A 25,662-nucleotide genomic window follows, 5' to 3' on the forward strand; every position below is an offset into this window, starting at 1 on the left:
AATCGCACTGGAATCTATATAGAGTTGAGGAGGACTTTTTCCATGAATGAGCTGAAAGGCGCATGCATTGTTGGTCAATCCGGCGGCCCCACTTCCGTGATCAATGCCAGTGTCTATGGTGTCATTGATACCGCATTAGGAAATCCCAGCATTACCCGTGTCCTAGGTGCTGAGCACGGCATTAAAGGTGTTCTGAATGACCGCCTGTTTGATATGGGGCAGGAAGATCCCGCTGAATTAGAGCTTCTGAAATATACGCCCTCTTCTGCACTTGGCTCCTGCCGGTATAAAATGGCCGATCCGGATGTAGATGATACAGATTACAAGCGTATCCTGGAAATCTTCAAAAAATATGATGTCCGCTATTTCTTCTATAATGGCGGCAACGACTCTATGGATACCTGCAATAAGATCAGTAAATATATGCAGAAAGTCGGTTACGAGTGCCGCGTCATGGGAGTTCCGAAAACCATTGACAACGACCTCTTCGGAACAGACCATTGCCCCGGATTCGCTTCCGCTGCCAAATATATTGCAACCTCCTGCATGGAGGTTTACCAGGATGCTCGGGTATATGACACTGGCATGGTTTGCATTATTGAGATTATGGGCCGCCACGCTGGCTGGCTGGCTGGTGCTGCTGGTCTTGCCACAGCCTATGGTGCAGGCCCTGATCTGATTTACCTTCCTGAGGTAGACTTCGACATGGAGCAATTTCTGGCAGACGTGGAGCGTATTTATCAGGAGAAAGGGAATTGCATGGTGGCAGTGTCTGAGGGAATTCACTATGCCGACGGTTCCTTTGTATCTGAGGCAAAGACCTCTGCTACAGACGGCTTCGGTCATGCGCAGCTGGGCGGACTTGCCTCCCTGTTGGCTCAGGTGGTCAAGGAGAGAACCGGCGCCAAGGTCCGCGGCATTGAACTGAGTCTGCTGCAGCGCTGCGGCGCACATCTGGCCTCTGAGACAGATATTGAGGAGTCCTATATGTCCGGTAAAGCCGCTGTAGAAAACGCGGTGCACGGCATTACAGATAAAATGGTGGGCTTTGAGCGGTCCTATGAGCAGGGGCAATATGTCTGTCGAACCAAGCTACTGAGTCTGACCGAGGTAGCAAATACGGAGAAGAAAGTTCCTTTGGAGTGGATCAACGCCACCCACAATGGCGTGGAGAAGCCTTTCATTGACTATGTTCTTCCTCTGATTCAAGGTGAACCTCAGCTTCCCAAGCAAGACTCCCTTCCTCGCTTCGCAAAGCTCAAAAAGATTTTGGTAAAGTAATTATGAAAAGAGCGGTAAACACCGCTCTTTTCCTTTTTCTTTCACAGATATGATGTCCGAATTTGTCACATACTGTTCTTAGTTTGTAACCACCTTCGGTTGACAGGCGCCTTTTTTCCTGTTATTATTTCAAAATATCTATCTCTCTGACAAAAGAGTTAAAGTGAGGTTGATAGCAACATGATTCCCCGGATATTTAGATGCTCGTCTCTATTCATCTTGGTGCTACTCCTGTGCTTTTCGGTGCTTCCTTCGGCTTCTGCCGTGGAATTCCAGGATGTTCCCAAAAACCATTGGGCTTACACAGAGATTGCCAAAATGACTGCTCAAGGAATTTTGCAGGGCAGTGGAGGTCTTTTTCATCCAGAAGAACTAGTCAGCAAGCAGGCATTTTTATCCATGGTATGCCGGGCCAGCGGATTGGATGACCGCAGTCTGGAATCCGGGGCAAACTGGTCTGCCCCCGCAATTGCCTACGGTCAATATTTCGGTTGGTTTAACGAGGATGAGTGGAACGAACCATCAGCCCCTATCACTCGGGAATTTGCCGCGCAGCTTTTGGTAAATGCCTTTTTCCCGGAAGCGGTTGGGACGAGTGAGGCTATCCATTTTCAGGATGAGAATGATATTACGTCTAGCCGTCTTCCCTATGTACAGGCCGCTGTTAAACTGGGCTTGATCAGCGGCTATGCTGACGGTACTTTTCTGCCCAAATCCGGACTAACCCGGGCCGCCGCTGCTGCACTGTTATCCCGCAGCCTGCTACAAGAAGAACTGGTATCTGGCCCAAAGATTCAAATCCCAGTTTTGATGTATCATGACGTGTCCTATTTGGGGCATGGGTATTCCAAGACGCCGGAACTCTTCAAAAAGCAAATGCAGGAGCTGAAGGACGCAGGCTTTCACACAGTCTTTTTCTCTGAGATCATTAATTATGTCGAGCAAGGGACACCTCTCCCTTCAAAGCCGATTGTCATTAGCATTGACGATGGCTATCATTCCAATTACACCTATATCTATCCGATCCTACAGGAGCTCGGTATGAAAGCAGAAATTTCTCTCATCGGTGACGCCATCCAGTATGCCGACTGGGGAATGAGCTGGGACGAGGTGCGTGAAATGGCCAAGAGCGGCCTGCTCTCATTTCAGGCGCATACGAAATCTTTGCACAGTGATCACACTGCACAGGGTGGCCGTCTTGGGGTTTTGAAGATTGCTTCTGAAAGCTGGTCCCATTATGTGCGAACATTGGGCAATGATACAAAAGCAATCCTGGATCTGATTGAAAAGGAGGTCGGCGTCCGTCCCCAGGTATTCACCTATCCGCGAGGAAAGTTTAACGCTATGTCCGAGGCCGTCACCAGCCGGCTTGGCTGCAAGGTTTCGCTGACCACAAAAGACGGTATAGCCCAAGTCCGTCAAGGCGATCCCTCCTCCCTGCGGCTGATGGACCGTATCGGGATGGATTTCCGAAACGGAAGTGTCGTGAGTGTGTTGAAGCAATTTGGTTATCAGGCATAATAAAGACCGGCATGAGGGCTTTCCCTCACGCCGGTCTTCCATTATATCTGCCGATTTTTTTGGTAAATGGTCCACAATCCGTCCATCAACAAATATTTATCATATACAATGGGATTCCGTGTGTACTTAACAATCACCGGTGCATTGCCGCCAGTCGCTACCACACTGACAGTCTGGCCCGAAAACTCATCCCGAATCCGGTCAATGATACCATCCAGCATTCCTGCTGTGCCGTAGACGATACCGGATCGCATACATTCTACCGTCGTCTTGCCAATCAACGCTTTTGGATATTGCAGCGAAACGGCCGGCAACTGGGCAGTACGGTGGCTGAGCGCCTCCAAAGAGATATTGACACCTGGCAGCAACAATCCACCCTCATAGGTTCTCCACTCAGAAATCACGCTGATGGTGGTAGCTGTCCCCATATCAATGGTAATGATCGGAGGAGGGAATTTTTCCAGTGCGGCTACCGCATCTGCGACAATATCCGCTCCCATCTCGCTCTGAACCGTTAAACGGATATTGAGTCCTGTTTTGACACCAGGTCCAACCACCATGGGTGGTTTTCCAAGCAGGCGCCCCAGTGCCTTTTCCATCATAAAATTCAGAGGTGGAACCACACTGCACAAGATTGCCCCACTAATCGAACTATAGTCAAAATGATAGAGTGCAAAGAGGTTCATAAGATCAATGCTAATCTGATCAGCAGTTTTGCGGCTGTCTGTATTCACAGAAGCTAAAAGGCGCAAATTTTGATTCCGGTCAAACACACCTATGGAAGTGGTGGAGTTTCCGATATCAACAGCAAGCAGCAAAGTCCCCTCTCCCCTTTCAGATTTTTTCTCATTCTATCGTATCACGTCTTATCCGGTCTTGCAAGCCCCACTGAAAACCGCTATACTAAAAGTGAAAGGAAGGTGCTGAGATATGTATCAAACATGGATCGGTTCTCCGATTGGAAATTTAGTTTTAGCGGCTGATGGACAATCGCTCACAGGTCTCTGGATGGAGTCGCAAAAATATTTTCCCACTACACTGGACTTTGATGTTCAGCCAGAATTGCCGGTCTTTCAGCAGACCCAGGAGTGGCTTTCCGCCTATTGGGAAAAGGCACCACTGCCTGCCATGCCACCTCTCGCGCCTCAGGGCAGCCCCTTTCAAAGAGCAGTTTGGAAGCTACTGCTGGAAATTCCCTATGGGGAAACTTCTACCTATGGTGCATTGGCTGATCAGCTCCGGGCGCAGGGAATCTCTGCTGCGGCGCAAGCGGTAGGCGGTGCGGTTGGTCATAATCCCATCTCCATACTGATCCCCTGCCACAGAGTTGTTGGAAGCAATGGCAGTCTGACTGGCTATGCTGGCGGTGTGGGACGAAAGTATTTCTTATTGGAGCTGGAAGGGGCGGATATGACAAAGCTGTATCTCCCGAAGCGAGGAACCGCTTTATAAAGATCCATCACTCGGTAAACCAGATTACCGCAGATAGCATTTCACAGTACGTTTTCAATACCCTATTCTCACAGGCCGTGGATTTCCACGGTCCACAATAAACCAGGTATACCCTTATCCTATAATGCCAAGATGCTCCATCAAGATTTTAATACCTAGAAGAATCAGAATGGCACCTCCGGACAACTCCGCCCGCCTTTTATATCTGGCACCAAAGAAGTTCCCCACAATGACTCCTACAAAGGACAGGCAAAATGTTGTACAGCCAATGACAGAAATTGCGGGAACAATATTTACATCTAAAAAAGCAAAGGTTACACCGATTGCCAGCGCATCAATGCTTGTGGCAATCGCCATCAGAAATAGCCGCTTATGGTCCAGCCTTTGTGCAACCGCGCACGCAACCTCTTCCTCTTCTGGAGCCAAAGCATCTCGAATCATATGCCCCCCAATGATCCCCAACAAGGCAAAGGCCACCCAATGATCAATGTTCTGAATGTAACCTGCAAACTGAGAACCTAATGCCCAACCCAAAAAAGGCATCAATGCCTGAAAACCGCCAAAGAAGATGGCAATCTCCGTAGTATAGCGCCAGTTTAGCTTAGGCATACAGAGTCCCTGGCAAATGGCAACAGCAAAAGCATCCATTGATAGTCCAACACCAATTAAAAGCAATTCAAGAAAGCTCATGATTATGTATCTCCTTTGCTGATAGGATGACTGGAACTGAATTCCGGATTGCAATACTGTTAGGCGTTACAGTGCAGTCATAAGCCAGAATATGAACCCCAGCTGCAGCGGCAGTTCGAAGTGCCTTCCCAAAAGCTAAGTGTGTGTCATCATTGGGCGCAACACTCTTAATATGTTCCATTTGCACCACAAAGAACAGGGTCGCATCCAGCCCTGCCTCTACTGCTTTTTGAAGTTCCTGAATGTGCTTGACTCCACGCTCTGTAGGTGCATCTGGAAAACGGGCAAAGCCCCCCTCCTCCAGTGTAACACCTTTCACCTCAACAAAATGTCGTCCTTTGGGCGTCTCGAGACAAAAGTCCAGCCGTGAAGCTCCATATCGGTATTCGCTGCGAACTGCTGTTATTCCCTCTAAAAAGCCTCCATTCTCTACCCACTCAGCAAAAACCTTGTTAGGGGCTTGTGCGTCCATATTGATAAGCCTTTTGCCTTTTTGAACTGCAATTAAATCAAACTGGGTTTTTCTGGACGGATTCATGTTTTGCTCCAAGAATACTAACGCACCAGGAATTAATAATTCCCGGCAGCGACCGGTATTCTTCACATGAACAGTTTGAATGCCCTCCGCTGTCTCCACCTGAGCAATGAAACGATTTGGCCTACTTAAAAAGTAGCCTGTCGTTACGGCTTGATAATGCACAGTCTATCCCTCCCCTCACAAACTATCTGAGTAATCAATCAAGTAGTCAAAAGACAATATAAAATTCTATAGGTAAAAAAGTACCCCCCGACAGTTTTCCTGTCGGGGGAAAGATGTTGGCACTACCTATTTTTCCAGGCCGTCGCCAGCCAAGTATTGTCGGCAGAGACGAGCTTAACTACCGTGTTCGGAATGGGAACGGGTGGACCCTCGCCCTAATCAGCACCAACTTATGTCATCCGGTTAGCCCGGAAAACAAACTATATTATACACTGTTCGCACTCTTTTGTCAAGAGATTTCTATCCCCAAGCCGCAAACCAGTGCAACATTTGCGATTCGGAAAGGAAAAGCAGCGGAGGGAACCAGCTTTCGCGCTTGCGCGGAAGCCTGTGGTCCGCAGCTTGCTTTGACATGGTGACCCGTACCGGATTCGAACCGATGTTAACGGCGTGAGAGGCCGCTGTCTTAACCACTTGACCAACGGGCCATGGTGCACCTTCACGGACTCGAACCGGGGACCCACTGATTAAGAGTCAGTTGCTCTACCAACTGAGCTAAAGGTGCATACTTTCTTTCGAGAAAGAAAGTATGCAAAGAAAGCTTTCACAAGCTCTCCAGCTCCTCTCTTTCTGTCCGAGGTGTGCGCGTCTGCACCCTCAAAACTGAACAATGTGTCTTACTTATTCTTTCAGGCCGCCTGCTTCTTCTTTCGTAGGTCAAGCCCTCGGGCTATTAGTACCGGTCAGCTCCACACATTACTGCGCTTCCACCTCCGGCCTATCAACCAGGTAGTCTTCCTGGGCCCTTACCCTCTTTCGAGGTGAGAGATCTCATCTTAGGGGGAGTTTCACGCTTAGATGCTTTCAGCGTTTATCTCGTCCGTACTTAGCTACCCAGCTATGCCCTTGGCAGAACAACTGGTGCACCAGAGGTACGTCCATCCCGGTCCTCTCGTACTAAGGACAGCTCCCTTCAAATCTCTTACGCCCGCAACAGATAGGGACCGAACTGTCTCACGACGTTCTGAACCCAGCTCGCGTGCCACTTTAATCGGCGAACAGCCGAACCCTTGGGACCGAATTCAGCCCCAGGATGTGACGAGCCGACATCGAGGTGCCAAACCTCCCCGTCGCTGTGGACGCTTGGGGGAGATCAGCCTGTTATCCCCAGGGTAGCTTTTATCCGTTGAGCGATGGCATTTCCACTCACATACCACCGGATCACTAACTCCAACTTTCGTTACTGCTCGACCCGTCGGTCTCGCAGTTAGGCTGGCTTATACGTTTACACTCACTGCACGATTTCCGTCCGTGCTGAGCCAACCTTTGAGCGCCTCCGTTACCTTTTAGGAGGCGACCGCCCCCAGTCAAACTGCCCGCCTAACAGTGTCCCCCGACCGGATTCACGGCCGCAGGTTAGAAATCCAGCAATCCAAGAGTGGTATCCCACCGGCGACTCCACCCGAGCTGACGCCCGGGCTTCTCTGTCTCCCACCTATCCTGTACATGAATTACCGAATTCCAGTATTAAGCTGCAGTAAAGCTCCATGGGGTCTTTCCGTCTAGTTGCGGGTAACTGGTATCTTCACCAGTACTACAATTTCGCCGGGCGGGCTGTTGAGACAGTGCCCAAATCATTACGCCTTTCGTGCGGGTCAGAACTTACCTGACAAGGAATTTCGCTACCTTAGGACCGTTATAGTTACGGCCGCCGTTTACCGGGGCTTCAATTCAATGCTTCGGCCTTGCGGCCTGACATCTCCTCTTAACCTTCCGGCACCGGGCAGGCGTCAGCCCATATACGTCATCTTTCGATTTAGCATAGACCTGTGTTTTTGGTAAACAGTTGCTTGGGCCTATTCTCTGCGGCCTCTTTCGAGGCTCCCCTTATTCCGAAGTTACGGGGTCAACTTGCCGAGTTCCTTAACAACCCTTCTCCCGTTGGCCTTAGGATTCTCTCCTCATCTACCTGTGTCGGTTTGCGGTACGGGCACCTTAGCATACCCCCAGAGCTTTTCTCGCCTCCAAGCATCGCCGACTTCGCTACTATATTTTCGCTCCCTTTCGCCCGGGGCAACCAACGCCCGGGTTCGGCTATCTCAAAGTGTCCCTCTGGCTTAAGTTTCGGTGGTTACGGAATTTCTACCGTATGTGCATCGCCTACGCCTTTCGGCCTGAGCTTAGCTCCCGACTTACCTTGGGCGGACGAACCTTCCCCAAGAAACCTTAGATTTTCGGCCATTATGATTCCCACATAATTCTCGCTACTCATTCCGGCATTCTCACTTCCATACAGTCCACCGCTGCTTCCGCTGCGACTTCGCCCCGTATGGAACGCTCCCCTACCACTGCTATTACTAGCAATCCTAAGCTTCGGTTGTATGCTTAGCCCCGTTATATTTTCCGCGCAGAGTCACTCGACCAGTGAGCTATTACGCACTCTTTTAATGAGTGGCTGCTTCTAAGCCAACATCCTGGTTGTTTTCGCAACTCCACATCGTTTTCCACTTAGCATACATTTGGGACCTTAGCTGTAGGTCTGGGCTGTTTCCCTTTTGACAATGAAACTTATCTCACACTGTCTGACTGCTATGCATCAATTAGCCGGCATTCTGAGTTTGATAGGCGTCGGTAACTTTATCAGCCCCTAAACCATTCAGTGCTTTACCTCCGGTAATCTAACATAACGCTAGCCCTAAAGCTATTTCGGGGAGAACCAGCTATCTCCGAGTTCGATTGGAATTTCACCGCTACCCACAAGTCATCCGCCACCATTGCAACGGGGGTCGGTTCGGTCCTCCATGGGGTTTCACCCCCACTTCAACCTGCTCATGGGTAGGTCACCCGGTTTCGGGTCTATGGCAACGAACTTCATGCGCCCTATTCAGACTCGCTCTCGCTTCGCCTCCGGTACTGAATACCTTAAGCTTGCTCGTTACTATAACTCGCCGGACCGTTCTACAAAAAGTACGCCATCAGCCATTAACGGCCTTTGACAGTTTGTAAGCACAAGGTTTCAGGTTCTCTTTCACTCCCCTCCCGGGGTCCTTTTCACCTTTCCCTCACGGTACTGCTCCTCTATCGGTCATCAGGTAGTATTTAGGCTTGGAGGGTGGTCCCCCCTGTTTCCCACCGGGTTTCACGTGTCCGGCGGTACTCTGGATCCGATCTCACGGCCTTCTCTTTCGCCTACGGGACTCTCACCCTCTGTGGTGGGCCTTCCCAGACCCTTCGGCTAGATAACTTCCGCTAAATGATCGTCCGCAACCCCCGGGGAATAAATCCCCCCGGTTTGGCCTCTTCCGCGTTCGCTCGCCACTACTTGCGGAATCTCGGTTGATGTCTTTTCCTCGCCCTACTTAGATGTTTCAGTTCAGGCGGTTCCCTTCCTACGCCTATTTGATTCAACGCAGGATGACGGCGTATTGCGCCGCCGGGTTGCCCCATTCGGATATCCCCGGATCAATGGATATTTGCTCCTCCCCGAGGCTTTTCGCAGCTTGTCACGTCCTTCTTCGGCTCCTGATGCCAAGGCATTCCCCTTGCGCTCTTTCCAGCTTGACCTGCTCGCCGCAAAGTCCGCTTACCTCCATCTCCACTTTGCTTTGGGAATGGGAGTCGCGGCCTCTGCCCGAGTTGTCAGAGAAATCTTGGTTCTCGTTTAAAGAATTATGCAGGCTTCACAGATTCTTGAAATTGTAATTGTACCCTCATCTTTTCAGATGTTGTTCCACAATTAAATTCACGTGCCATACTTCCGTATGGCGCCTCTCTGTTGCCTTACTTCACTTTCATTCACATTGTTCAGTTTTCAAGGTGCAGATCGTCGAAAGAAACTTCACTTCACTTGCTTTCCCTCTCGGCAAAGCTCGCGCCACTTTGTTCTTTCTCCTTTTCCCATTTCAAACACACTGTCGCTTTGAAACAGAAATCCTCTAACTGCTTTTGCAGTCAGATTTGAAGATCCAACCTCGCAGTTGGGTCTTCAAATCCAAAAGCAAATCTCTTGCTTGGTGGGCCTGAGTGGGCTCGAACCACCGACCTTACGATTATCAGTCGTACGCTCTAGCCAGCTGAGCTACAGGCCCGTCTGGTGGAGATTAGCGGGTTCGAACCGCTGACCTCCTGCTTGCAAGGCAGGCGCTCTCCCAGCTGAGCTAAACCCCCATTCTCCGGGCTCCCCTCCGCCTTTCGGACGTATGCCCTCTAAATTAAACAACGTAACTCTTAAAAACCAAACGCTGACCAGGATGTTTCAAGCACTTCTTTCAGTACTTGAGGTCTCCTTAGAAAGGAGGTGATCCAGCCGCACCTTCCGATACGGCTACCTTGTTACGACTTCACCCCAATTATCGAACCCACCTTCGGCCGCGCCCCCCTTGCGGTTAGGCTACGGACTTCGGGTGTTCCCGACTCTCATGGTGTGACGGGCGGTGTGTACAAGGCCCGGGAACGTATTCACCGCGGCATGCTGATCCGCGATTACTAGCGATTCCGACTTCACGCAGGCGGGTTGCAGCCTGCGATCCGAACTGGGACGGCTTTTGGGGGTTCGCTCCTCCTCGCGGATTTGCATCCCTCTGTTAACCGCCATTGTATTACGTGTGTAGCCCAGGACATAAGGGGCATGATGATTTGACGTCGTCCCCACCTTCCTCCGTTTTGTCAACGGCAGTCTCGCTAGAGTGCTCTTGCGTAGCAACTAACAATAGGGGTTGCGCTCGTTGCGGGACTTAACCCAACATCTCACGACACGAGCTGACGACAACCATGCACCACCTGTCTCTACTTTCCCCGAAGGGCACCTAATGTATCTCTACTTCGTTAGTAGGATGTCAAGCCCTGGTAAGGTTCTTCGCGTTGCTTCGAATTAAACCACATAATCCACCGCTTGTGCGGGCCCCCCGTCAATTCCTTTGAGTTTCAACCTTGCGATCGTACTCCCCAGGTGCAATACTTATTGTGTTAACTGCGGCACGCAGGGGGGTCAGTCCCCCGCACACCTAGTATTGATCGTTTACAGCGTGGACTACCAGGGTATCTAATCCTGTTTGCTCCCCCACGCTTTCGCGCCTCACCGTCAGTTGCCGTCCAGTCATCCGCCTTCGCCACTGGTGTTCTTCCTTATATCTACGCATTTCACCGCTACACAAGGAATTCCGATGACCTCTCCGGTACTCAAGACCAGCAGTTTCAAACGCAGTTCCAGGGTTGAGCCCTGGGATTTCACGCCTGACTTGCCAGCCCGGCTGCACGCCCTTTACACCCAGTAAATCCGGACAACGCTTGCCACCTACGTATTACCGCGGCTGCTGGCACGTAGTTAGCCGTGGCTTATTCGTCAGGTACCCTCTTCTACTGTTCCCTGACAAAAGAAGTTTACAACCCGAAAGCCTTCTTCCTTCACGCGGCGTTGCTGGGTCAGACTTGCGTCCATTGCCCAATATTCCCCACTGCTGCCTCCCGTAGGAGTCTGGGCCGTATCTCAGTCCCAATGTGGCCGGTCAACCTCTCAGTCCGGCTACCCATCGTCGCCTAGGTGGGCCGTTACCCCGCCTACTAGCTAATGGGACGCGAGGCCATCTTTCAGCGATAAATCTTTGACATCAATGGGATGCCCCATTCATGTGTCATGCGGTATTAGCAGTCGTTTCCAACTGTTGTCCCCCTCTGAAAGGCAGGTTCCTCACGCGTTACTCACCAGTCCGCCACTAAGCATTCCCTTCCTTTGGCCGAAACCTCATTCAGGGGTGCTCCGTTCGACTTGCATGTGTTAAGCACGCCGCCAGCGTTCGTCCTGAGCCAGGATCAAACTCTCTATAAAATCGTATCAACACAAGCCTTCCGGCTTGAGCTAATCTTTCATAGAGCTATTTCCATAGCTTCATTCTTTTGCTCCGTCCCTTCGGTAATTGACTCAACCCGAAGCCCGGAGCTCTTCGTCGGTTCTTTCGAACCGTCCGTCTGGTGCTTTTCGTTCGTTACGTTGTTTAATTTACAAGGTACACGCCGCTTTATCGGCGGAACAGTGCTATGATACCTCATAATCCACCTTTTGTCAACTCTTTTTTTGAAATTTTAGTAATTTTTTGTTTTTAGTCTCAAATATAAAAAAAGCGGGAAAATTTTCCCGCTTTTTTGTGTTTATCATAGCAAAATTGGCTGAAGCTGTTGTCCCTGCAATGCAGCATCTATAGTTTCCGGCAGCAGATCAAAGTCTGCCACAAGAGAGCTTGGTTTCCCGGTAGCGTTGTCCTGTCCAAAAGGTACAAAGTAGTAATTTTTCCGCGCTAGTAGCTCGCCAATATTTCTGGCGCCCGCAGATAGTCCATCGTTGCTAGCCATAGCGATGACTACGGGGCCACCATTTCGCAAATGTGCTTTTGCAGCCATTGTCACAGTCGTGTCTGTGATACCGGCTGCTAACTTCGCAATGGTATTTCCTGTTGCCGGTGCAATGACCAGAATATCTAGCAAATTTTTAGGCCCGATTGGTTCTACCGATGGAATGTCGCACAAGACGTCATTCCCCGTCAGATCCTCTAATTTCTCCAGCAAATCATCAGAAGTGCCGAACCGCGTATCGGTAAATGCCGCGTTTTCAGATGCAATGGGGATAATTGTCTCATAGATTGCTGTTAGTTTCTCAAGTGCTGACAGAACCCGCTCGTGGGTACAAAAAGACCCGCAGACTGCGAATCCGATCCGTTCCTTTCTCACACAGGTTCACCTCTCCAATAAGATGTAGTCAATGGTGTCTCGGATCATGGCCGCCGCTGTATGGGGTACAAGATGTCCTGGGAGCCCCCTCGCCCATACATAGGGTAGCTTCCGTTTTTCCGCTGCCAGCAGATCTATTCCCTGGCAGGAAGCCAAATCAATGCACAAGCAATCCGCCGGCAGCTGTGCCAAAAGATACTCATTCAGAACGAGGGATGGGACCGTGTTGAATACCACACCATAGGAACTCAGATGGCCATCCAAATGTTCTGTGTCCAGAGCTCTCCATCCGTAAGCTCGAATCCAGGCAAGGTCCTCCCTCTTGCGGGCAGTAGCACTGACCTTTGCCCCAATTCCATGAAGCCGGTGGCTCAGCAGCTTGCCAATGCGTCCAAAGCCGATGACAAGACACTCCATATTAAGTAAAGTCCGGTCCAAATTCTCCATGGCAACCTGAATTGCGCCTTCTGCAGTCATGGCAGCGTTTGCAATTGTCAGTTCCTCCCGCAGGAAATAGTCCTCTAAGAGCAGACCTCGTTTTGCAGCCTCCTGCAGCTGCTGCGGTTTAATCTGTCCTGCCAGCACACGCTGCTCCGGCCGAAGTTGCTGGAAAAGTTCTTGTGTAGACAGCAAAACACCATCACAGTTTAACATACCTTCTTCTCTACATAGAGGCAATGGTAAAATAACCACTGGAGCTGAAAGTGCCCGATCCAAAGATGTACAGCGTTCAGAACTCCAGCGGTCCAGACCATATGTGTAAACCTCATGTCCTTCGGCAGCCAGCAATTTCGCTAGTTCCGCCTGACGCTGATCTCCACCAATGATTCCAAAGGTTCTCTTCATCCATCACTCCCCCCTCGTTTCATGATATGGCTAAGCGGTAAGTAAGGTGATTGCTTCCTCCCGTGATCCGTGGTAAAATGAAAATATATTGCTTGACATTTGAGGTGCTGCATGGAACGTTTGATTCAGGATGTGCTCTCCGCTATGGTCACTTATGAAACCGGCTCTCCCAAACGCATCCAACATTTCATTAAAGTCTATACCTTTTCCAAGCTCATCGGTCTGAGAGAAGGACTGGACCCCCAGACCCAGTTGATCCTGGAGACCACCGCCGCCGTCCACGACATCGGCATCCGCAAGTCCCTGGAGGTCTACGGCTCCTACACCGGCAAGACTCAGGAGGAGCTGGGCCCTGCCGAGGCCGACGCCCTTCTGACCTCTATCGGCTTTCCCCGGGAAATCATCGACCGGGTATGCTGGATCGTGGGCCACCACCATACCTATACAGATATTCAAGGCCTAGACTACCAGATCCTGGTGGAGGCGGATTTCCTGGTCAACCTCTATGAGAAGGACGAGGGCGTGGAGGCCCAGCGCGCCGCCTATGAGAAGATCTTCCGCACGGAGACCGGCCGGCAGCTCTGCCGGGATCACTTCCCCGCCGTCTGCCAGACCTGACGGAACACAGTCCGACCAAACACAACCTGATAAAACACAAAGAGGACGCCATCCCTTCGGATGGCGTCCTCTTTGCTTGTGATACAGAGCTTACTTCGCGGCCTTGACAGCCTTGATGGCCTCGATCAGCATGGGGGTGACCTTGAACAGGTCGCCGCAGATGCCGTAGTCGGCGATCTCGAAGATAGGAGCGGTGTCGTTCTTGTTCACCGCGATGATGCACTCAGAGTCCTGCATACCGGCCTTGTGCTGGATAGCGCCGGAGATGCCCAGGGCCACGTACACCTTGGGATGGACGGTCTTGCCGGTCTGGCCAACCTGATGGTCGGCAGACAGCCAACCGGAGTCGATGGTGGCACGAGAGCCGCCCACAACGCCGCCCAGGACCTCAGCCAGCTCCTCAGCCAGCTTGATGCCGCCCTCGACGTCCTTGGAGATACCACGGCCCACAGACACGATGAAGTCCGCGCCGATCAGGTCCACCAGCTTCTTGGCGGCCTTGACCACCTCGACGACCTCGGTCTCGATGTCGCTCTCAGCCAGCTGGAAGGCGGGCTTGACGATCTCGCAGGCGTCAGCCTTGGCCTGGTTGAACTCGTTCTTCTTCATCACGCCCGGACGGACGGTGGCCATGCAGGGACGGAACCGGGGGCAGAAGATGGTGGCCATCAGGTGGCCGCCGAAGGCAGGACGGGTCATCTTCAGGTCCTTGGCCACATCCCGCTTCTCGCCCAGCACCATGGCGGTGCCGACCTTCTCGATCTTGTCCTCAGGCAGGGTAGAGGCCTCCCGCAGGAAGTCCTTGTAGTTGGTCATCTCCACGTCCAGGTGGGTGCAGTCCGCGCACAGGCCGGTGTGGAGACGGGCCGCGCAGCGGGGAGCCAAGTCACGGCCGATGTTGGTGGCGCCGATCAGGAAAGCCTCAGGCTTGAGCTCCTCGATGACGTCGCAAATGACCTTGGTATAGGCGTCGGTGTTGTACACCTTCAGCAGGGGGCTCTCACAGACATAGACCTTGTCCGCGCCATAGCCGCCCAGCTCCTTGGCCAGGCCCTCCACGTTGTCGCCCAGCAGCAGACCGCACAGGTTCACGCCCAGCTCGTCGGCCAGGTCCCGGCCCTTGCTGATCAGCTCAAAATCGGTGGGCATCAGTTTGCCCTCGCGCTGCTCGCAGAACACCCATACATCCTTGAAAGCAGCGATGTCGGAACTATTGAAATTAGACATAGTCATGATCCCCTTTCTCAGATGATGTGTTTCTTGGCCAGGATCTCCGCCAGCTTCTCACAGGTGGCCTTGTCCGCGCCCTCCAGCATCATGCCGGCGCCCTTCTGGGGCGGCGTGAAGGAGGTGAGGATGTTGGTGGGAGAGCCGCTGAGACCGATGGTGCTCTTGTCGATCAGGGGATCGTCCTTGAGAGCCTCGTAGTCAAAGGTGGTCAGGGGCTTGCTGTAAGCCTCGAACACACCGGAAACGCTCATGTAGCGGGGCTCGTTGAGCTCCTTGATGCAGGTGAGCAGGCAGGGTGTCTTGACCTTGATGGTCATGTAGCCGTCCTCCAGCATCCGCTTGACGGTGATGGTGTCGCCGTCCTTGTGGATATCGGCGGCATAGGTGACCTGGGGCAGGTGCAGCTTCTCGGCGATCTGGGGGCCCACCTGGGCGGTGTCGCCGTCGATGGCCTGCCGGCCGCACATCACGATGTCGTTCTTCTCCACGCCGATGCGGTTGATGGCAGCGGCGATGATCTGAGAAGTGGCGTAAGTATCGGAACCGCCGAACTCCCGGGCAGAGACCAGAACGGCCTCGTCAGCGCCCATGGCCAGAGCTTCCCGCAGCATGCCGGCGGCTGGGGGCGGGCCCATGGTGACCACGACCACCTTGCAGCCGGTCTCGTCCTTGATCTTGAGAGCGGCCTCCAGGGCGTTCATGTCATCGGGGTTGGTAATGGTCTGCATGGAGGCACGGTTCAGCGTGCCGTCGGGGTTCACAGCCACCTTGCCGGAGGTATCGGGAACCTGCTTGATACTGACAATGATTTTCATGTTACCTTTCCCTCCTATCTTACTTCACGCCCAGGCGGCTGGAAATGACCATGCGCTGGACCTCGGACGTACCCTCATAGATCTCGGTGATCTTGGCGTCGCGCATCATGCGCTCCACCGGGTACTCACGGGTATATCCGTAACCGCCGAAGAGCTGGACAGCCCGGCGGGTCACATCGGAAGCGGCCTCAGCGGCAAAGAGCTTGGCCATGGAGGCGTCCATGGAGTAATCCTCATGGAGCTGCTTCTTGCAGGCGGCGGCATAAACTAAGTACTGAGCGGCCTGCATGCGGGTGTGCATATCGGCCAGCTGGAACTGGGTGTTCTGGAACTGGCTGAGGCGCTTTCCAAACTGGACGCGCTCCTGGGTGTACTTCACAGCCTCGTTCACAGCGCCCTCGCCCAGGCCCAGAGCCTGGGCCGCGATGCCGATCCGGCCGCCGTCCAGGGTCTGCATGGCGATCTTGAAGCCCTTGCCTTCCTTGCCCAGCAGGTTCTCCTTGGGAACGATGCAGTCCTCAAAGATCAGATCGCAGGTGGAGCTGCCGCGGATACCCATCTTCTTCTCGTGCTTGCCGGTGGAGAAGCCGGGGAAATCCTTCTCCACGATGAACGCGGAGATGCCGTGGTTGCCCTTGGACTTGTCGGTCATGGCGAAGACCACGAAGGTGCTGGCCACGTTGCCGTTGGTGATGAAGCACTTGGAACCGTTGAGGACGTAGTGATCGCCCTCCAGAACAGCGGTGGTCTGCTGGCCGGAGGCGTCAGTACCGGCGTTGGGCTCGGTCAGGCCGAAGGCGCCGATCTTGCGGCCGGAGCACAGATCCGGCAGATACTTCTTCTTCTGCTCCTCGGTGCCGTGCTCAAAAATGGGGGCGCAGCACAAAGAGGTGTGGGCGGAGAGCACCACGCCGGTGGTGCCGCAGACCTTGGACAGCTCCTCCACGGCCATGGCGTAGGACAGCACGTCGCCGCCGGCTCCGCCATACTCCTTGGGGAAGTAAATGCCCATCATGCCAAGCTTGCCCATCTTCTCCACGGTCTCCATGGGGAAGCGCTCTTCCTCGTCGAGCTCCTCGGCCAGAGGCTTGACTTCGTTCTCAGCGAATTCCCGGTACATCTTCCGGAGCATCAGCTGCTCGTTTGTCAGATGAAAATCCATACCTCAAACTCCTTTTCCAGTGGTATTTTTATTTGCTATAATCATAGAAGCCCTTGCCGGTCTTCTTGCCCAGCAGGCCGCCGCGGACCATCTTCTTCAGCAGCAGAGCGGGACGATACTTGGGATCGCCCGTCTCGTTGTACAGGGTCTCCATGATGGCAAGGCACACGTCCAGGCCGATGAAGTCGCCCAGAGCCAGGGGGCCCATGGGATGGTTGGCACCCAGCTGCATGGCTTTATCAATGTCGGCCACAGAGGCAACGCCGGTCTCCACCAGGCCGATGGCCTCGTTGATCATGGGGATCAGGATCTTGTTGACCACAAAGCCGGGAGCCTCAGCCACCTCGACAGGGTCCTTGCCGATTTCCTGAGATAGCTTATAGATGAAGTCAAAGGTCTCTTGGGCAGTGTTGGCGCCCCGGATGATCTCCACCAGCTTCATGCTGGGCACAGGGTTGAAAAAGTGCATGCCGATCACGGGGTGCTTGAGACCGTGGCCCATCTCAGTGATAGAAAGGGAGGAAGTATTAGAGGCGAAAACAGTCTCGGGCTTGCACAGAGCGTCCAGCTCATTTAGCAGCTCTCTCTTGGTGCCCATATCCTCTTTCACGCATTCGATCACCAAATCTGCATCTGCACAGGCGGACTTCTCCTCTACCAGGATGTTGGCAAGCAGTGCGTCCACAGTCTCCTGGGTCATCTTCCCCTTCTCCACGCGCTTTTGCAGAGAAGCTGCCAGCTTATCCTTGTGCTTCTGTGCGGAAGCAACAGAGCTGGCATACATCAAAGCCGTATGGCCCTTGGCTGCAAAAACTTGGGCAATACCGCTGCCCATGGTGCCGGCGCCGAAGATCGCTACCTTCATACGTATTTCCTCCTGATATACATTTTGTAGATATGAACCAAATGTTTTCTTCGCTTGTGCTCTTTATTATAGGCTCATTCCACACATTTAGCAAGTCAAAAATGCACCGCAATTCCCTGTTATCATGCTTTTTTACACTTCACACAAAATCCTCGTTAAACTTTATACAATTTTGTGAATCATTTAACATGGCGCTTGTTCAGTGCTGCTTTTTCCACCCTCCATCCCGCCAAAAATCATTTACATGACGCAGTTTCTGTGGTAGAATAAACCGGCTGTTATTATCACAGAGATAGGTTTTACAGATTGAGAGGAGCACCATCTTATGCGGATGCGGAAAAAGAAAAATTTGGCCCCCAGAATGGAGCGTTGCGCCCGCCTCCTGATTCAAGACCCTCAAAAGCTCCTTGGCCATTGGCGGGACTTGATGCCAGATGCCCGAGAATTACGACTGGAGCTTGGCTGTGGAAAGGGACGCTTTACAGCAGGTACCGCAGCTGGGGAACCAGATGTTCTGCTCATCGCTGTGGAAGTCGTTCCGGACGCCATGGTGGTGGCCATGGAGCGGTGCATGGCCGCAGGCCTAACCAATACGTTCTTTATTGATGCAAACGCCGACCGGCTCCCCTCCTTTTTCGCTCCTGGCGAGGTGGATCGGATTTATCTGAATTTTTCTGACCCATGGCCCGGAAACCGCCATGCTAAAAGGCGCCTGACCCACGGCAATTTCCTGCGGCTATATCGGCAGGTCTTGAAGATGGGCGGACAGATTCACTTTAAAACTGATAACCAGCCACTCTTTGAATTCTCAGTTGAGGAAATCCCCCAGTTCGGCTTCCAACTCTCCCAGGTTACACGGAACCTCCATGAGCACGGCCCGGTGGGGATAATGACGGATTATGAGGCCAAATTCTACGAACAGGGACTGCCGATTAACCGTCTGGTGGCCACCATGGTCCCCTGGGAGGAGCCTTTCCCCACAGATTTGAAAACGGTCAAGAACCGCTGGCTGGATGTGTTTGCATCCGACGTTTCGGAGAAGGACCTGGGAGAACGTGTCCTCTCTGAAGGGAACTTCCTCTGGCATCTGTTTTCCTGGAAGCTGGTCCCTTGCCTGGAGGGGGACGCGGCCCGGCAGGCCCTGGCGGAAACCAGCGAGGAGCGCTACCTCTTTTACTATGAGTATCCGCCGGAGGGCGTCCCCTTGATCCGGTCCGTGATGTTGGAGGACTTGTCCGCCCTGCCTGTTGACCAGGGTGCCGTTCCCGGCGCTGACTGGTATGTGGTGGACAAGGACTTCACCTGGACCTACGCCCAGCCCCACGAGGAGGAATGCGGCCCCTATTTCTGCCGCCGGGAGAATTGAAAGAACCTATAAAACGGAGCAAAAGATTACAAGGCTGGGAGGACGCAAAGCGTCCTCCCAGCCTCGTTTCAGAGATCAAATATCAACCCCAGGATAGAATCTACAGCTTGCAGTCGGGCCTTTTACCACACGTGTCCGCCGGCAGTCACCGGATTACCCTCCGCGTCATAAAAATCAAACTCTGATTTCCATGGCAGCAGCAAAACAAACAGCTGCTCTGAGTCCATCTCAATGAGGCCGCCGCCCGTCTCAATCCGCGCCACTCGGGCTGCATTGGCGGAGACCACCGCCTGATCCCTTGTATCTCGCAGTGGAAAGCTCCCAACAGTATCCCGCACCTCTGAAGTGTCCCCGCCGCCCAAACAAAGTAGTCCTCTTCCTTCTGCCGGACGGCACAGAACCGGTAGCAGCAGTCAGAAGGATTCTCCGGATCATAGAACAGCACCGCATAGGCCGTCTCTGTCAGGGCATCTGCATAGGTCCGGTCCTTCGGGATATCCGCACGTTCTCGCATCGTCTTCATCAAATCCTCTGGAGAAATTCCCTCTTGTCCGCCAGATAGGCGAAAAGAAGACACCCGCAGTGCAGCCAGCAAAACCGCCAGCCAAATCCACCGTTTCATACGCCACCTCTCTCTGTTTTCCCAGTCTAACAGCTTCTGGGGCGCAGCCACAACAGATTTTACACACATTTCAATCTGTTTTTACAGGCATTTCATCTATGATAAAGAGGTCCCCGGATAGTTCCGAGGACCTCTCTCACAACATGGGGTTCTTATGCCTTCTTGGCGATCTCAGCCAGCTGTGTAAAGGCCGCAGCATCGTTCACAGCCATCTCAGCCAGCATCTTGCGGTTAATGGTGATGCCAGCCACCTTCAGTCCGTGCATAAAGGTGGAGTAGTTCATGCCGTTCATCTTGCAGGCAGCAGAAATGCGGGTAATCCACAGAGAACGGAAGTCACGCTTTTTCAGCCGCCGGCCGGTATAAGCCTGGCTCAGGGCCTTCATGACCGCTTCATTGGCGACATGGAAGTGCTTGGAGCGGGAGCCCCAATAACCCTTGGCCATCTTCATTACTTTATTTCTTCTCTTGCGCGTCATCATCGCGCCCTTCACTCTAGCCATTGTAAAAGCCTCCTATTTTGAAACGTCTCAGTTTTACTTGTAGGGGATCATCTTGCGCACAGCATCCATGTTGGTGGCATCTGCATAACCACCAGCGCGCAGACGGCGAGTGCGCTTTGTATCCTTCTTCGTGAGGATATGGCTCTTATAGGCCTTGGCGCGCTTAACCTTGCCAGTTTTGGTGAGGTTGAATCTCTTTTTGGCACCACTGTGGGTTTTCAGTTTCGGCATTGTTGTTAACTCCTTCCGTGTATTGAAAATTCTTTACTTTCCAGTCTTTGGAGAGAGGAAGATAGACATCATCCGGCCCTCCAGCTTTGCACCTTTGTCCAAACTGGCGGTTTCGGCACATTGTTCGGCAAACTTATCCAGCAGTGCCCTTCCGATATCCGTATGGGCCATCTCGCGACCGCGGAAGCGGACGGAGACCTTGACACGGTTGCCGTCGGCAATGAACTTCTGGGCGTTTTTCAGCTTCGTGTTGAAGTCTCCAATATCAATGCCCGGAGACATACGAATCTCCTTGACCTCCACCACGCGCTGGTTTTTGCGCGCCTCCTTCTCCCGCTTGCTCTGCTCGAACCGGAACTTTCCATAATTCATCAGCTTGCAAACCGGAGGATTCGCCTGGGGAGAAATCTTCACAAGATCCAGCCCCTGGGCGTCTGCAATCTTCAACGCCTCTTCCGAAGACACAATCCCCATCTGCTCGCCGTCAGAACCAATCAAGCGGATTTCCTTGTCGTGGATGTCTTCATTCAGTTCATGCACTTGCTTACTAATGGTCGAAACACCTCCATCCTAAAATCACAAAACGCGGATGCTTTACTGGCATCCGCGCAACAACAAACTGCCCTTTTGGCAGTTTGTGAACAACGTTGTAAACCTCTTTGCCCACTGGCTTGAGGTGAGGCGGATGCAATCAGCCCTCTTTATTTTGCGGATTAAGTATACCAGTTTCCTTTTAAGTTGTCAAGATATTTTTTCTGCAAAAGCCTGCATATTTTCTAGTCACCCAGGCAAAAATACACCTGTACTCAGCAAAGCGGAAGGAGGTGTTTCGCATGCAGAATGAGCGCGAAAACAACCAGCGTAATCAGAAGGAAAACCAGAATCAGCGCGAAAACAAGAACGAGCAGCGCAATCAGAAGGAAAATCGCAAATAAGATTCTCTTTGAAAAGCAGTGGGGACGAGCCTGAATGTTCGCCCCCACTGTTTCTTTGCATGTACATTGGCTATACGGAGTTTTACCAGCGGCGCGGTTTATCGGGGGATGAATTGAATATTACCATCTACCCTGCCGCCAATGCCGTCAACCGTGCAGCTGCTGGAGAACTGCCAGTAATCCATCTGATAGTAGAAGCTGGGATAGAGCTTCTCTGAAGACGTGGTCTTATACTCCGGATACCAGCAGAGGTACGGTGCAATGGCTCCCTGATCATATTTGATATAGCTGACATACTGTCCCGCGTAGATCATCGGTGTGTAGCCCGCCTCTGCAATGCGCTGGCAAAAAGCAATCGCGCAGGCGGTAGCCATCTCTGGCGTAGTGCCATAGACCCGGTAGGTAGAATCATGCATCTCCCAGTCATAAGCCACAGGTCCATTGATCTCATGGTCCCTTAAGAGGTTAATGACAAAATCGGCCTCCTCAATTGCCTCCTCCACAGTGATGGCCTGTGCGAAGAAATAAACGCCAGTCTCAATGCCGGCAGCCATAGCCCCCTCAATGTTCTGGGCATAAAACGCATCGGCACTGATACCGCCGGTAGAGTAGCCCCTCAGTCCAATCCGCACCATGGCAAAATCCACGCCATCCGCCTTGACAGCTTCCCAGTCAATGGTCTGATTTTCACTGGCCCGGTTCTGATATGCGGACACGTCGATGCCAAACCGCGTATCAAAATCGCTGCCGATATATGCAAGCCGGTCCTCATTCCAATAGAAGTCTCCGTCATAAAGGCGGCTCTTTTCTCTGCCCTCATAAATTGGGATCTGTTGGCCGCCATATGAAAGCGTCTGTCCAGTGGTAGTCCCCGGGGTATAGACCTCGCTGGGCAACATTCCGCCTGTGTTCGGCTCATTGGGGGAAGGGTCCGTTGGCTTCTCTGTGGGCGTAGTGTCTGTAATGGTCGGCTCTACCTGGCTGAAGTTTCGCAGTGTCCCGCCAATCGTCACATTGTTCAGCGTTACGATGCCAACCACCCCGGGCGCTAAAATCAGATCACCGGAAATCGTCATATGATCTAACGTGGCACCCTCAGCACTGCTGATCATCAGGGTGCCGTTCACATCCTGCGAGTAAGTACCGGGTGTTTGTATCAATGTTTGAATCATATTTCCGAAAATATGGACGATCTCCGCCCGGGTAATGGGATCTGTCGGACGAAAGCGGCCATCCGTTGAGTCGTTCAGCCAGCCCCGCGCTGTCATCTCAGCCACTGCTGGAATTGCATATTCAGAAATTTGGTCTGCATCTGTATAGGGCAGCGCAGTTGTGGATGTGGTAATATCAAATGCACGTGCGATCATGGCCACGGCCTGCTGACGGGTGATGCTGTCCGAGGCCAATGCTTTTCCATTGTTTCCCAGATACACGCCAGCGGCGTTGAGTTTGAGAATCTGTTCCTCCCAATAGCTGCCTGTAAGGTCAGAAAAGGTCCCCGCCGGAGACACGCTCTGGAACTGCATAAAGCGGTCCAGGATGCCGGCAAAGGCACCGCGGGTGATGGAGTTGTCTGGTCGGAACGTCCCGTCCTCATATCCCTGGATGATGCCGTACTCCTGGCTCCACTTATTGATGGCTGGCTCTGCCCAGTGCCCAGCTGTGTCCGTAAAGGCTGCGGCCGGAGTCCATATCAGTCCGACGCTCAATGCTCCGGCTGTCAGCCATCCCAGCAGTCGATTCCGCTTCATAGCAATCTCTCCTTGTCGATCTTTGTCGAAGTTTTCAGCAAAAAAAGCGCCGCGCCCGGGCGACGGTGTTATGTTAATTGGTGAATGTTATTATAGCGGAGAATCTTAGGCTGGTCAATAGTCTGGCATCAATTTCCGACGCTTTTCTTCTTGTAGAGATGGAGATGCCCACCCCGGGATATCCAGGGTGGGCGTCTCTTCTACTCCACTGTTACAGATTTTGCAAGGTTGCGCGGCTTATCAATATCGCAGCCCCTCTGCAGCGCCATATAGTAGGCAAACAGCTGCAGCGGTATCACACCCAGCGACGGTTGGAGTACTGGATGTGTATCGGGTACTGCCACGGTGGAATCCGCAGTCTTTTCCATTCGTTCCCGGAAACGCTCCGTGGTGACGGCCAGTACCTCCGCGCCCCGCGCCTTGACTTCCACTACATTGCTCATGGCCTTATCGAACAGAGCTCCGTACAAGCCGAGGGCCACCACCAGCGTCCCCTGCTCAATCAAGGAAATGGTGCCATGCTTCAGTTCACCGGAGGCATAGGCCTCGGAATGGATATAACTGATCTCCTTGAGCTTTAAAGATCCCTCCAGCCCCAGTGCGTAATCCAGGTTTCGGCCGATGAAGAAAATGGAATTGTGGTTAAAATAGCGGGAGGCCAAGTACTGCAAATCCTCCACATGGGTCAGAACCTCTGTCATCTTCTCCGGCAGAGCTTCCATCTCTTCCAGAATCGCATGGTATTCTGCAGGCTCCACCGTCCCTAACAGGTCCGCTAGATACAATCCGATCAAGTCCATGAGCACCAGCTGCGTGGAGTAGGCCTTGGTGGTGGCCACGGCGATCTCCGGCCCTGCCCAAGTGTAGAGAACGTCATCAGCCTCTCTAGCGATGGAGCTCCCCACCACATTGACGATGGCTAACGTGCGCCCCCCCCGGCGCTTTGCCTCCCGCATGGCAGCCATGGTATCTAAAGTTTCACCGGACTGACTGATCACGATCACCAGTGTATTCTCATCTACCAGGGGATCACTATAACGGAACTCCGAGGCAAGGCACACCTCTACTGGCCGCCGCAAAAGTCGTTCCCAATTATACTTACTCACAATCCCAACATGGTACGAGGAACCACAGGCAATCACAAAAATGCGCGAAAAGCGGCGGGCCTCCGCCTCTGTCAGGCAGAGATCATCCAGCACCACGCGTCCATCCCGAATTCGTGGGGAAACCGTTTTGCGGATCGCCTCCGGCTGTTCCAAGATCTCCTTGAACATGAAGTGGGCATGGCCGCCCTTTTCCGCGGCGGAAATGTCCCAGTCCACCTGGCTGTGTTTTTTCTCGACAGGAGACATCTCATCATCAAAGACATCAATGGCCTGCGGCGTCACAACCGCAATCTCCCCGTCGTCCATATAGACGACGTCCCGGGTGTGCTTGATGATGGCGGTCACGTCCGACGCAATATAATTTCCATTCTCCCCAAACCCCAGAATCAAAGGGCTGTCCTTTCTGGCTGCAATCAGGGCATTTGGATAATCGGAACAAATGATTCCCAGTGCATAAGAGCCCTCAATACGCCGCAGGACACGCCCGACCGCTTCCAGCATATTCCCGCACTCGTGATAGTGGAATTCCAACAGCTGGGCCACCACCTCCGAATCGGTATCGGATACAAATGTGACCCCCTGGCGAAGCAAGTGCTCCTTGATTTCCAGGTAATTTTCAATAATGCCGTTATGAACCAATGCAATCTGGCCGTTTTCACTGACATGGGGATGCGCATTGATATCGTTAGGCTCTCCATGGGTCGCCCAGCGGGTGTGTCCGATTCCAAGGGTCCCCTCTAAATCTTTGCCGCCATGGGTCAGCTCCGCAAGAACCTTTAATCGTCCCTTGGCTTTTCTGACTTGTAAGCCACGCGTTTCAGAGCGCACTGCAATACCGGCGGAGTCATAACCCCGATACTCCATGCGCTCCAGGCCGTCCAAAAGAATGGGGGCCGCCTGGTCGCGGCCGGCAAATCCAATAATTCCGCACATAAATATGAAAGATCCTCCTGATTTTTGATATCAAAAGGACAAATGCGCAGTCATTTGTCGCTTTTACTGCAGTCACAGCCCCTCTGTTTTGCAGTCACCCGCATATTTGTCAGCTGTGTCACATGTCTGCAGACATGGAAGAGCATCCGCCGAAACGTTCGATCCTCTCTTCTCCTCGTCGTCCTGCCGCGTTCTTTCCAGCAGGCACTGGCGCTTATGATAGGCGATGCCTATAATCTCCTTTCACCTCTGCGATTTTCATTTATGATAAAACTCCATTGGGAGTCTCATCCGTACATATTTCCGCAGGAAAAG

General features: G+C 52.7%; 20 protein-coding genes, 4 tRNA genes and 3 rRNA genes. 5 read left to right on the forward strand and 22 right to left on the reverse strand.

Features of this window, described 5'->3' with window-relative positions; translation table 11 throughout:
- Positions 1 to 42 precede the first annotated feature (42 nt).
- Positions 43 to 1,281: a 6-phosphofructokinase gene (locus tag KJS55_RS16070; protein ID WP_187028357.1), complete on the forward strand. Its 1,239-nt coding sequence runs from the start codon at positions 43 to 45 to the stop codon at positions 1,279 to 1,281.
- Between the two features lie 180 nt (positions 1,282 to 1,461).
- Complete coding sequence (locus KJS55_RS16075) at positions 1,462 to 2,802, forward strand: S-layer homology domain-containing protein (RefSeq protein WP_228300592.1); 1,341 nt, start codon at positions 1,462 to 1,464, stop codon at positions 2,800 to 2,802.
- 41 nt (positions 2,803 to 2,843) lie between these two features.
- On the opposite strand, the gene KJS55_RS16080 is transcribed toward KJS55_RS16075, so the two are convergent.
- The gene (locus tag KJS55_RS16080) at positions 2,844 to 3,620 is read right to left on the reverse strand and encodes a type III pantothenate kinase (protein WP_187028353.1); all 777 of its coding nucleotides are present in this window, start codon (positions 3,618 to 3,620) and stop codon (positions 2,844 to 2,846) included.
- Positions 3,621 to 3,732: 112 nt separating this feature from the next.
- Here KJS55_RS16080 and KJS55_RS16085 point away from each other — a divergent pair, with 112 nt between their 5' ends.
- Positions 3,733 to 4,254 (forward strand): methylated-DNA--[protein]-cysteine S-methyltransferase, encoded by a 522-nt coding sequence (locus tag KJS55_RS16085; protein ID WP_187028351.1) that lies wholly within the window; start codon positions 3,733 to 3,735, stop codon positions 4,252 to 4,254.
- A gap of 114 nt (positions 4,255 to 4,368) precedes the next feature.
- On the opposite strand, the gene KJS55_RS16090 is transcribed toward KJS55_RS16085, so the two are convergent.
- The 11 genes from KJS55_RS16090 to KJS55_RS16140 all read right to left on the reverse strand — a co-directional run bounded on the left by KJS55_RS16090 (position 4,369) and on the right by KJS55_RS16140 (position 13,210).
- A complete protein-coding gene (locus KJS55_RS16090; protein WP_213543863.1) occupies positions 4,369 to 4,944 on the reverse strand; it encodes a manganese efflux pump MntP in 576 nt (191 codons plus the stop codon).
- Positions 4,931 to 5,644 carry a DNA/RNA nuclease SfsA gene (gene sfsA, locus KJS55_RS16095; RefSeq protein ID WP_213543864.1) on the reverse strand — a complete coding sequence of 238 codons (714 nt, stop codon included), beginning with the start codon at positions 5,642 to 5,644 and terminating at the stop codon, positions 4,931 to 4,933. The genes KJS55_RS16090 and sfsA overlap by 14 nt, the downstream gene beginning before the upstream one ends.
- A gap of 114 nt (positions 5,645 to 5,758) precedes the next feature.
- A 5S ribosomal RNA gene (gene rrf / locus KJS55_RS16100) occupies positions 5,759 to 5,874 on the reverse strand.
- 183 nt (positions 5,875 to 6,057) lie between these two features.
- Positions 6,058 to 6,132 (reverse strand) — tRNA-Glu (locus KJS55_RS16105).
- A gap of 1 nt (position 6,133) precedes the next feature.
- Positions 6,134 to 6,209 (reverse strand) — tRNA-Lys (locus tag KJS55_RS16110).
- A 148-nt stretch (positions 6,210 to 6,357) separates the two neighbouring features.
- Positions 6,358 to 9,208, reverse strand: a 23S ribosomal RNA gene (locus KJS55_RS16115).
- Between the two features lie 447 nt (positions 9,209 to 9,655).
- Positions 9,656 to 9,732, reverse strand: a tRNA-Ile gene (locus tag KJS55_RS16120).
- A 3-nt stretch (positions 9,733 to 9,735) separates the two neighbouring features.
- Positions 9,736 to 9,811, reverse strand: a tRNA-Ala gene (locus KJS55_RS16125).
- Between the two features lie 123 nt (positions 9,812 to 9,934).
- Positions 9,935 to 11,468: ribosomal RNA gene (locus tag KJS55_RS16130) — 16S ribosomal RNA — on the reverse strand.
- The 16S, 23S and 5S rRNA genes sit together here with 4 tRNA genes alongside, the layout of an rRNA operon.
- A gap of 323 nt (positions 11,469 to 11,791) precedes the next feature.
- On the reverse strand, positions 11,792 to 12,364 hold the full coding sequence (locus KJS55_RS16135; RefSeq protein WP_187031787.1) for a dipicolinate synthase subunit B: 573 nt from the start codon (positions 12,362 to 12,364) through the stop codon (positions 11,792 to 11,794).
- Between the two features lie 6 nt (positions 12,365 to 12,370).
- Positions 12,371 to 13,210 (reverse strand): dipicolinate synthase subunit DpsA, encoded by an 840-nt coding sequence (locus tag KJS55_RS16140; protein ID WP_187031789.1) that lies wholly within the window; start codon positions 13,208 to 13,210, stop codon positions 12,371 to 12,373.
- A 111-nt stretch (positions 13,211 to 13,321) separates the two neighbouring features.
- Here KJS55_RS16140 and KJS55_RS16145 point away from each other — a divergent pair, with 111 nt between their 5' ends.
- The gene (locus KJS55_RS16145) at positions 13,322 to 13,828 is read left to right on the forward strand and encodes an HD domain-containing protein (RefSeq protein WP_213543865.1); all 507 of its coding nucleotides are present in this window, start codon (positions 13,322 to 13,324) and stop codon (positions 13,826 to 13,828) included.
- A 90-nt stretch (positions 13,829 to 13,918) separates the two neighbouring features.
- Here the strand turns inward: KJS55_RS16145 and acrA are convergent, their stop codons facing one another.
- The 4 genes from acrA to KJS55_RS16165 are packed head-to-tail and all read right to left on the reverse strand — an operon-like array spanning position 13,919 to position 17,900.
- Positions 13,919 to 15,055: an acryloyl-CoA reductase electron transfer subunit beta gene (gene acrA / locus KJS55_RS16150; protein WP_213543866.1), complete on the reverse strand. Its 1,137-nt coding sequence runs from the start codon at positions 15,053 to 15,055 to the stop codon at positions 13,919 to 13,921.
- A gap of 17 nt (positions 15,056 to 15,072) precedes the next feature.
- Complete coding sequence (acrB, locus tag KJS55_RS16155) at positions 15,073 to 15,873, reverse strand: acryloyl-CoA reductase electron transfer subunit gamma (protein WP_213543867.1); 801 nt, start codon at positions 15,871 to 15,873, stop codon at positions 15,073 to 15,075.
- Positions 15,874 to 15,892: 19 nt separating this feature from the next.
- Positions 15,893 to 17,035: an acyl-CoA dehydrogenase gene (locus tag KJS55_RS16160; protein ID WP_213543868.1), complete on the reverse strand. Its 1,143-nt coding sequence runs from the start codon at positions 17,033 to 17,035 to the stop codon at positions 15,893 to 15,895.
- Positions 17,036 to 17,063: 28 nt separating this feature from the next.
- A complete protein-coding gene (locus tag KJS55_RS16165) occupies positions 17,064 to 17,900 on the reverse strand; it encodes a 3-hydroxyacyl-CoA dehydrogenase family protein (RefSeq protein ID WP_187031912.1) in 837 nt (278 codons plus the stop codon).
- A gap of 325 nt (positions 17,901 to 18,225) precedes the next feature.
- Here KJS55_RS16165 and trmB point away from each other — a divergent pair, with 325 nt between their 5' ends.
- The gene (trmB, locus tag KJS55_RS16170; RefSeq protein WP_213543869.1) at positions 18,226 to 19,266 is read left to right on the forward strand and encodes a tRNA (guanosine(46)-N7)-methyltransferase TrmB; all 1,041 of its coding nucleotides are present in this window, start codon (positions 18,226 to 18,228) and stop codon (positions 19,264 to 19,266) included.
- Between the two features lie 122 nt (positions 19,267 to 19,388).
- On the opposite strand, the gene KJS55_RS16175 is transcribed toward trmB, so the two are convergent.
- The 6 genes from KJS55_RS16175 to glmS all read right to left on the reverse strand — a co-directional run bounded on the left by KJS55_RS16175 (position 19,389) and on the right by glmS (position 25,347).
- Positions 19,389 to 19,628, reverse strand: a complete 240-nt coding sequence (locus tag KJS55_RS16175) for a hypothetical protein (RefSeq protein ID WP_213543870.1) — start codon at positions 19,626 to 19,628, stop codon at positions 19,389 to 19,391.
- Between the two features lie 412 nt (positions 19,629 to 20,040).
- Positions 20,041 to 20,391, reverse strand: coding sequence for a 50S ribosomal protein L20 (gene rplT / locus KJS55_RS16180; RefSeq protein ID WP_187031927.1), 351 nt, complete (start codon positions 20,389 to 20,391; stop codon positions 20,041 to 20,043).
- Positions 20,392 to 20,424: 33 nt separating this feature from the next.
- Entirely contained in the window at positions 20,425 to 20,622 is a 198-nt protein-coding gene (gene rpmI / locus KJS55_RS16185) for a 50S ribosomal protein L35 (RefSeq protein WP_187031929.1), read from the reverse strand.
- Positions 20,623 to 20,655: 33 nt separating this feature from the next.
- Entirely contained in the window at positions 20,656 to 21,126 is a 471-nt protein-coding gene (gene infC / locus KJS55_RS16190; protein WP_428846525.1) for a translation initiation factor IF-3, read from the reverse strand.
- A 529-nt stretch (positions 21,127 to 21,655) separates the two neighbouring features.
- Positions 21,656 to 23,308, reverse strand: a complete 1,653-nt coding sequence (locus KJS55_RS16195; protein WP_187031933.1) for an S-layer homology domain-containing protein — start codon at positions 23,306 to 23,308, stop codon at positions 21,656 to 21,658.
- A 200-nt stretch (positions 23,309 to 23,508) separates the two neighbouring features.
- Positions 23,509 to 25,347, reverse strand: a complete 1,839-nt coding sequence (gene glmS, locus KJS55_RS16200) for a glutamine--fructose-6-phosphate transaminase (isomerizing) (RefSeq protein ID WP_187031935.1) — start codon at positions 25,345 to 25,347, stop codon at positions 23,509 to 23,511.
- Positions 25,348 to 25,662: the final 315 nt, after the last annotated feature.

Origin of the sequence: Pusillibacter faecalis, assembly GCF_018408705.1 — a bacterium.
GTDB classification, from domain to species: Bacteria; Bacillota; Clostridia; order Oscillospirales; family Oscillospiraceae; genus Oscillibacter; species Oscillibacter faecalis.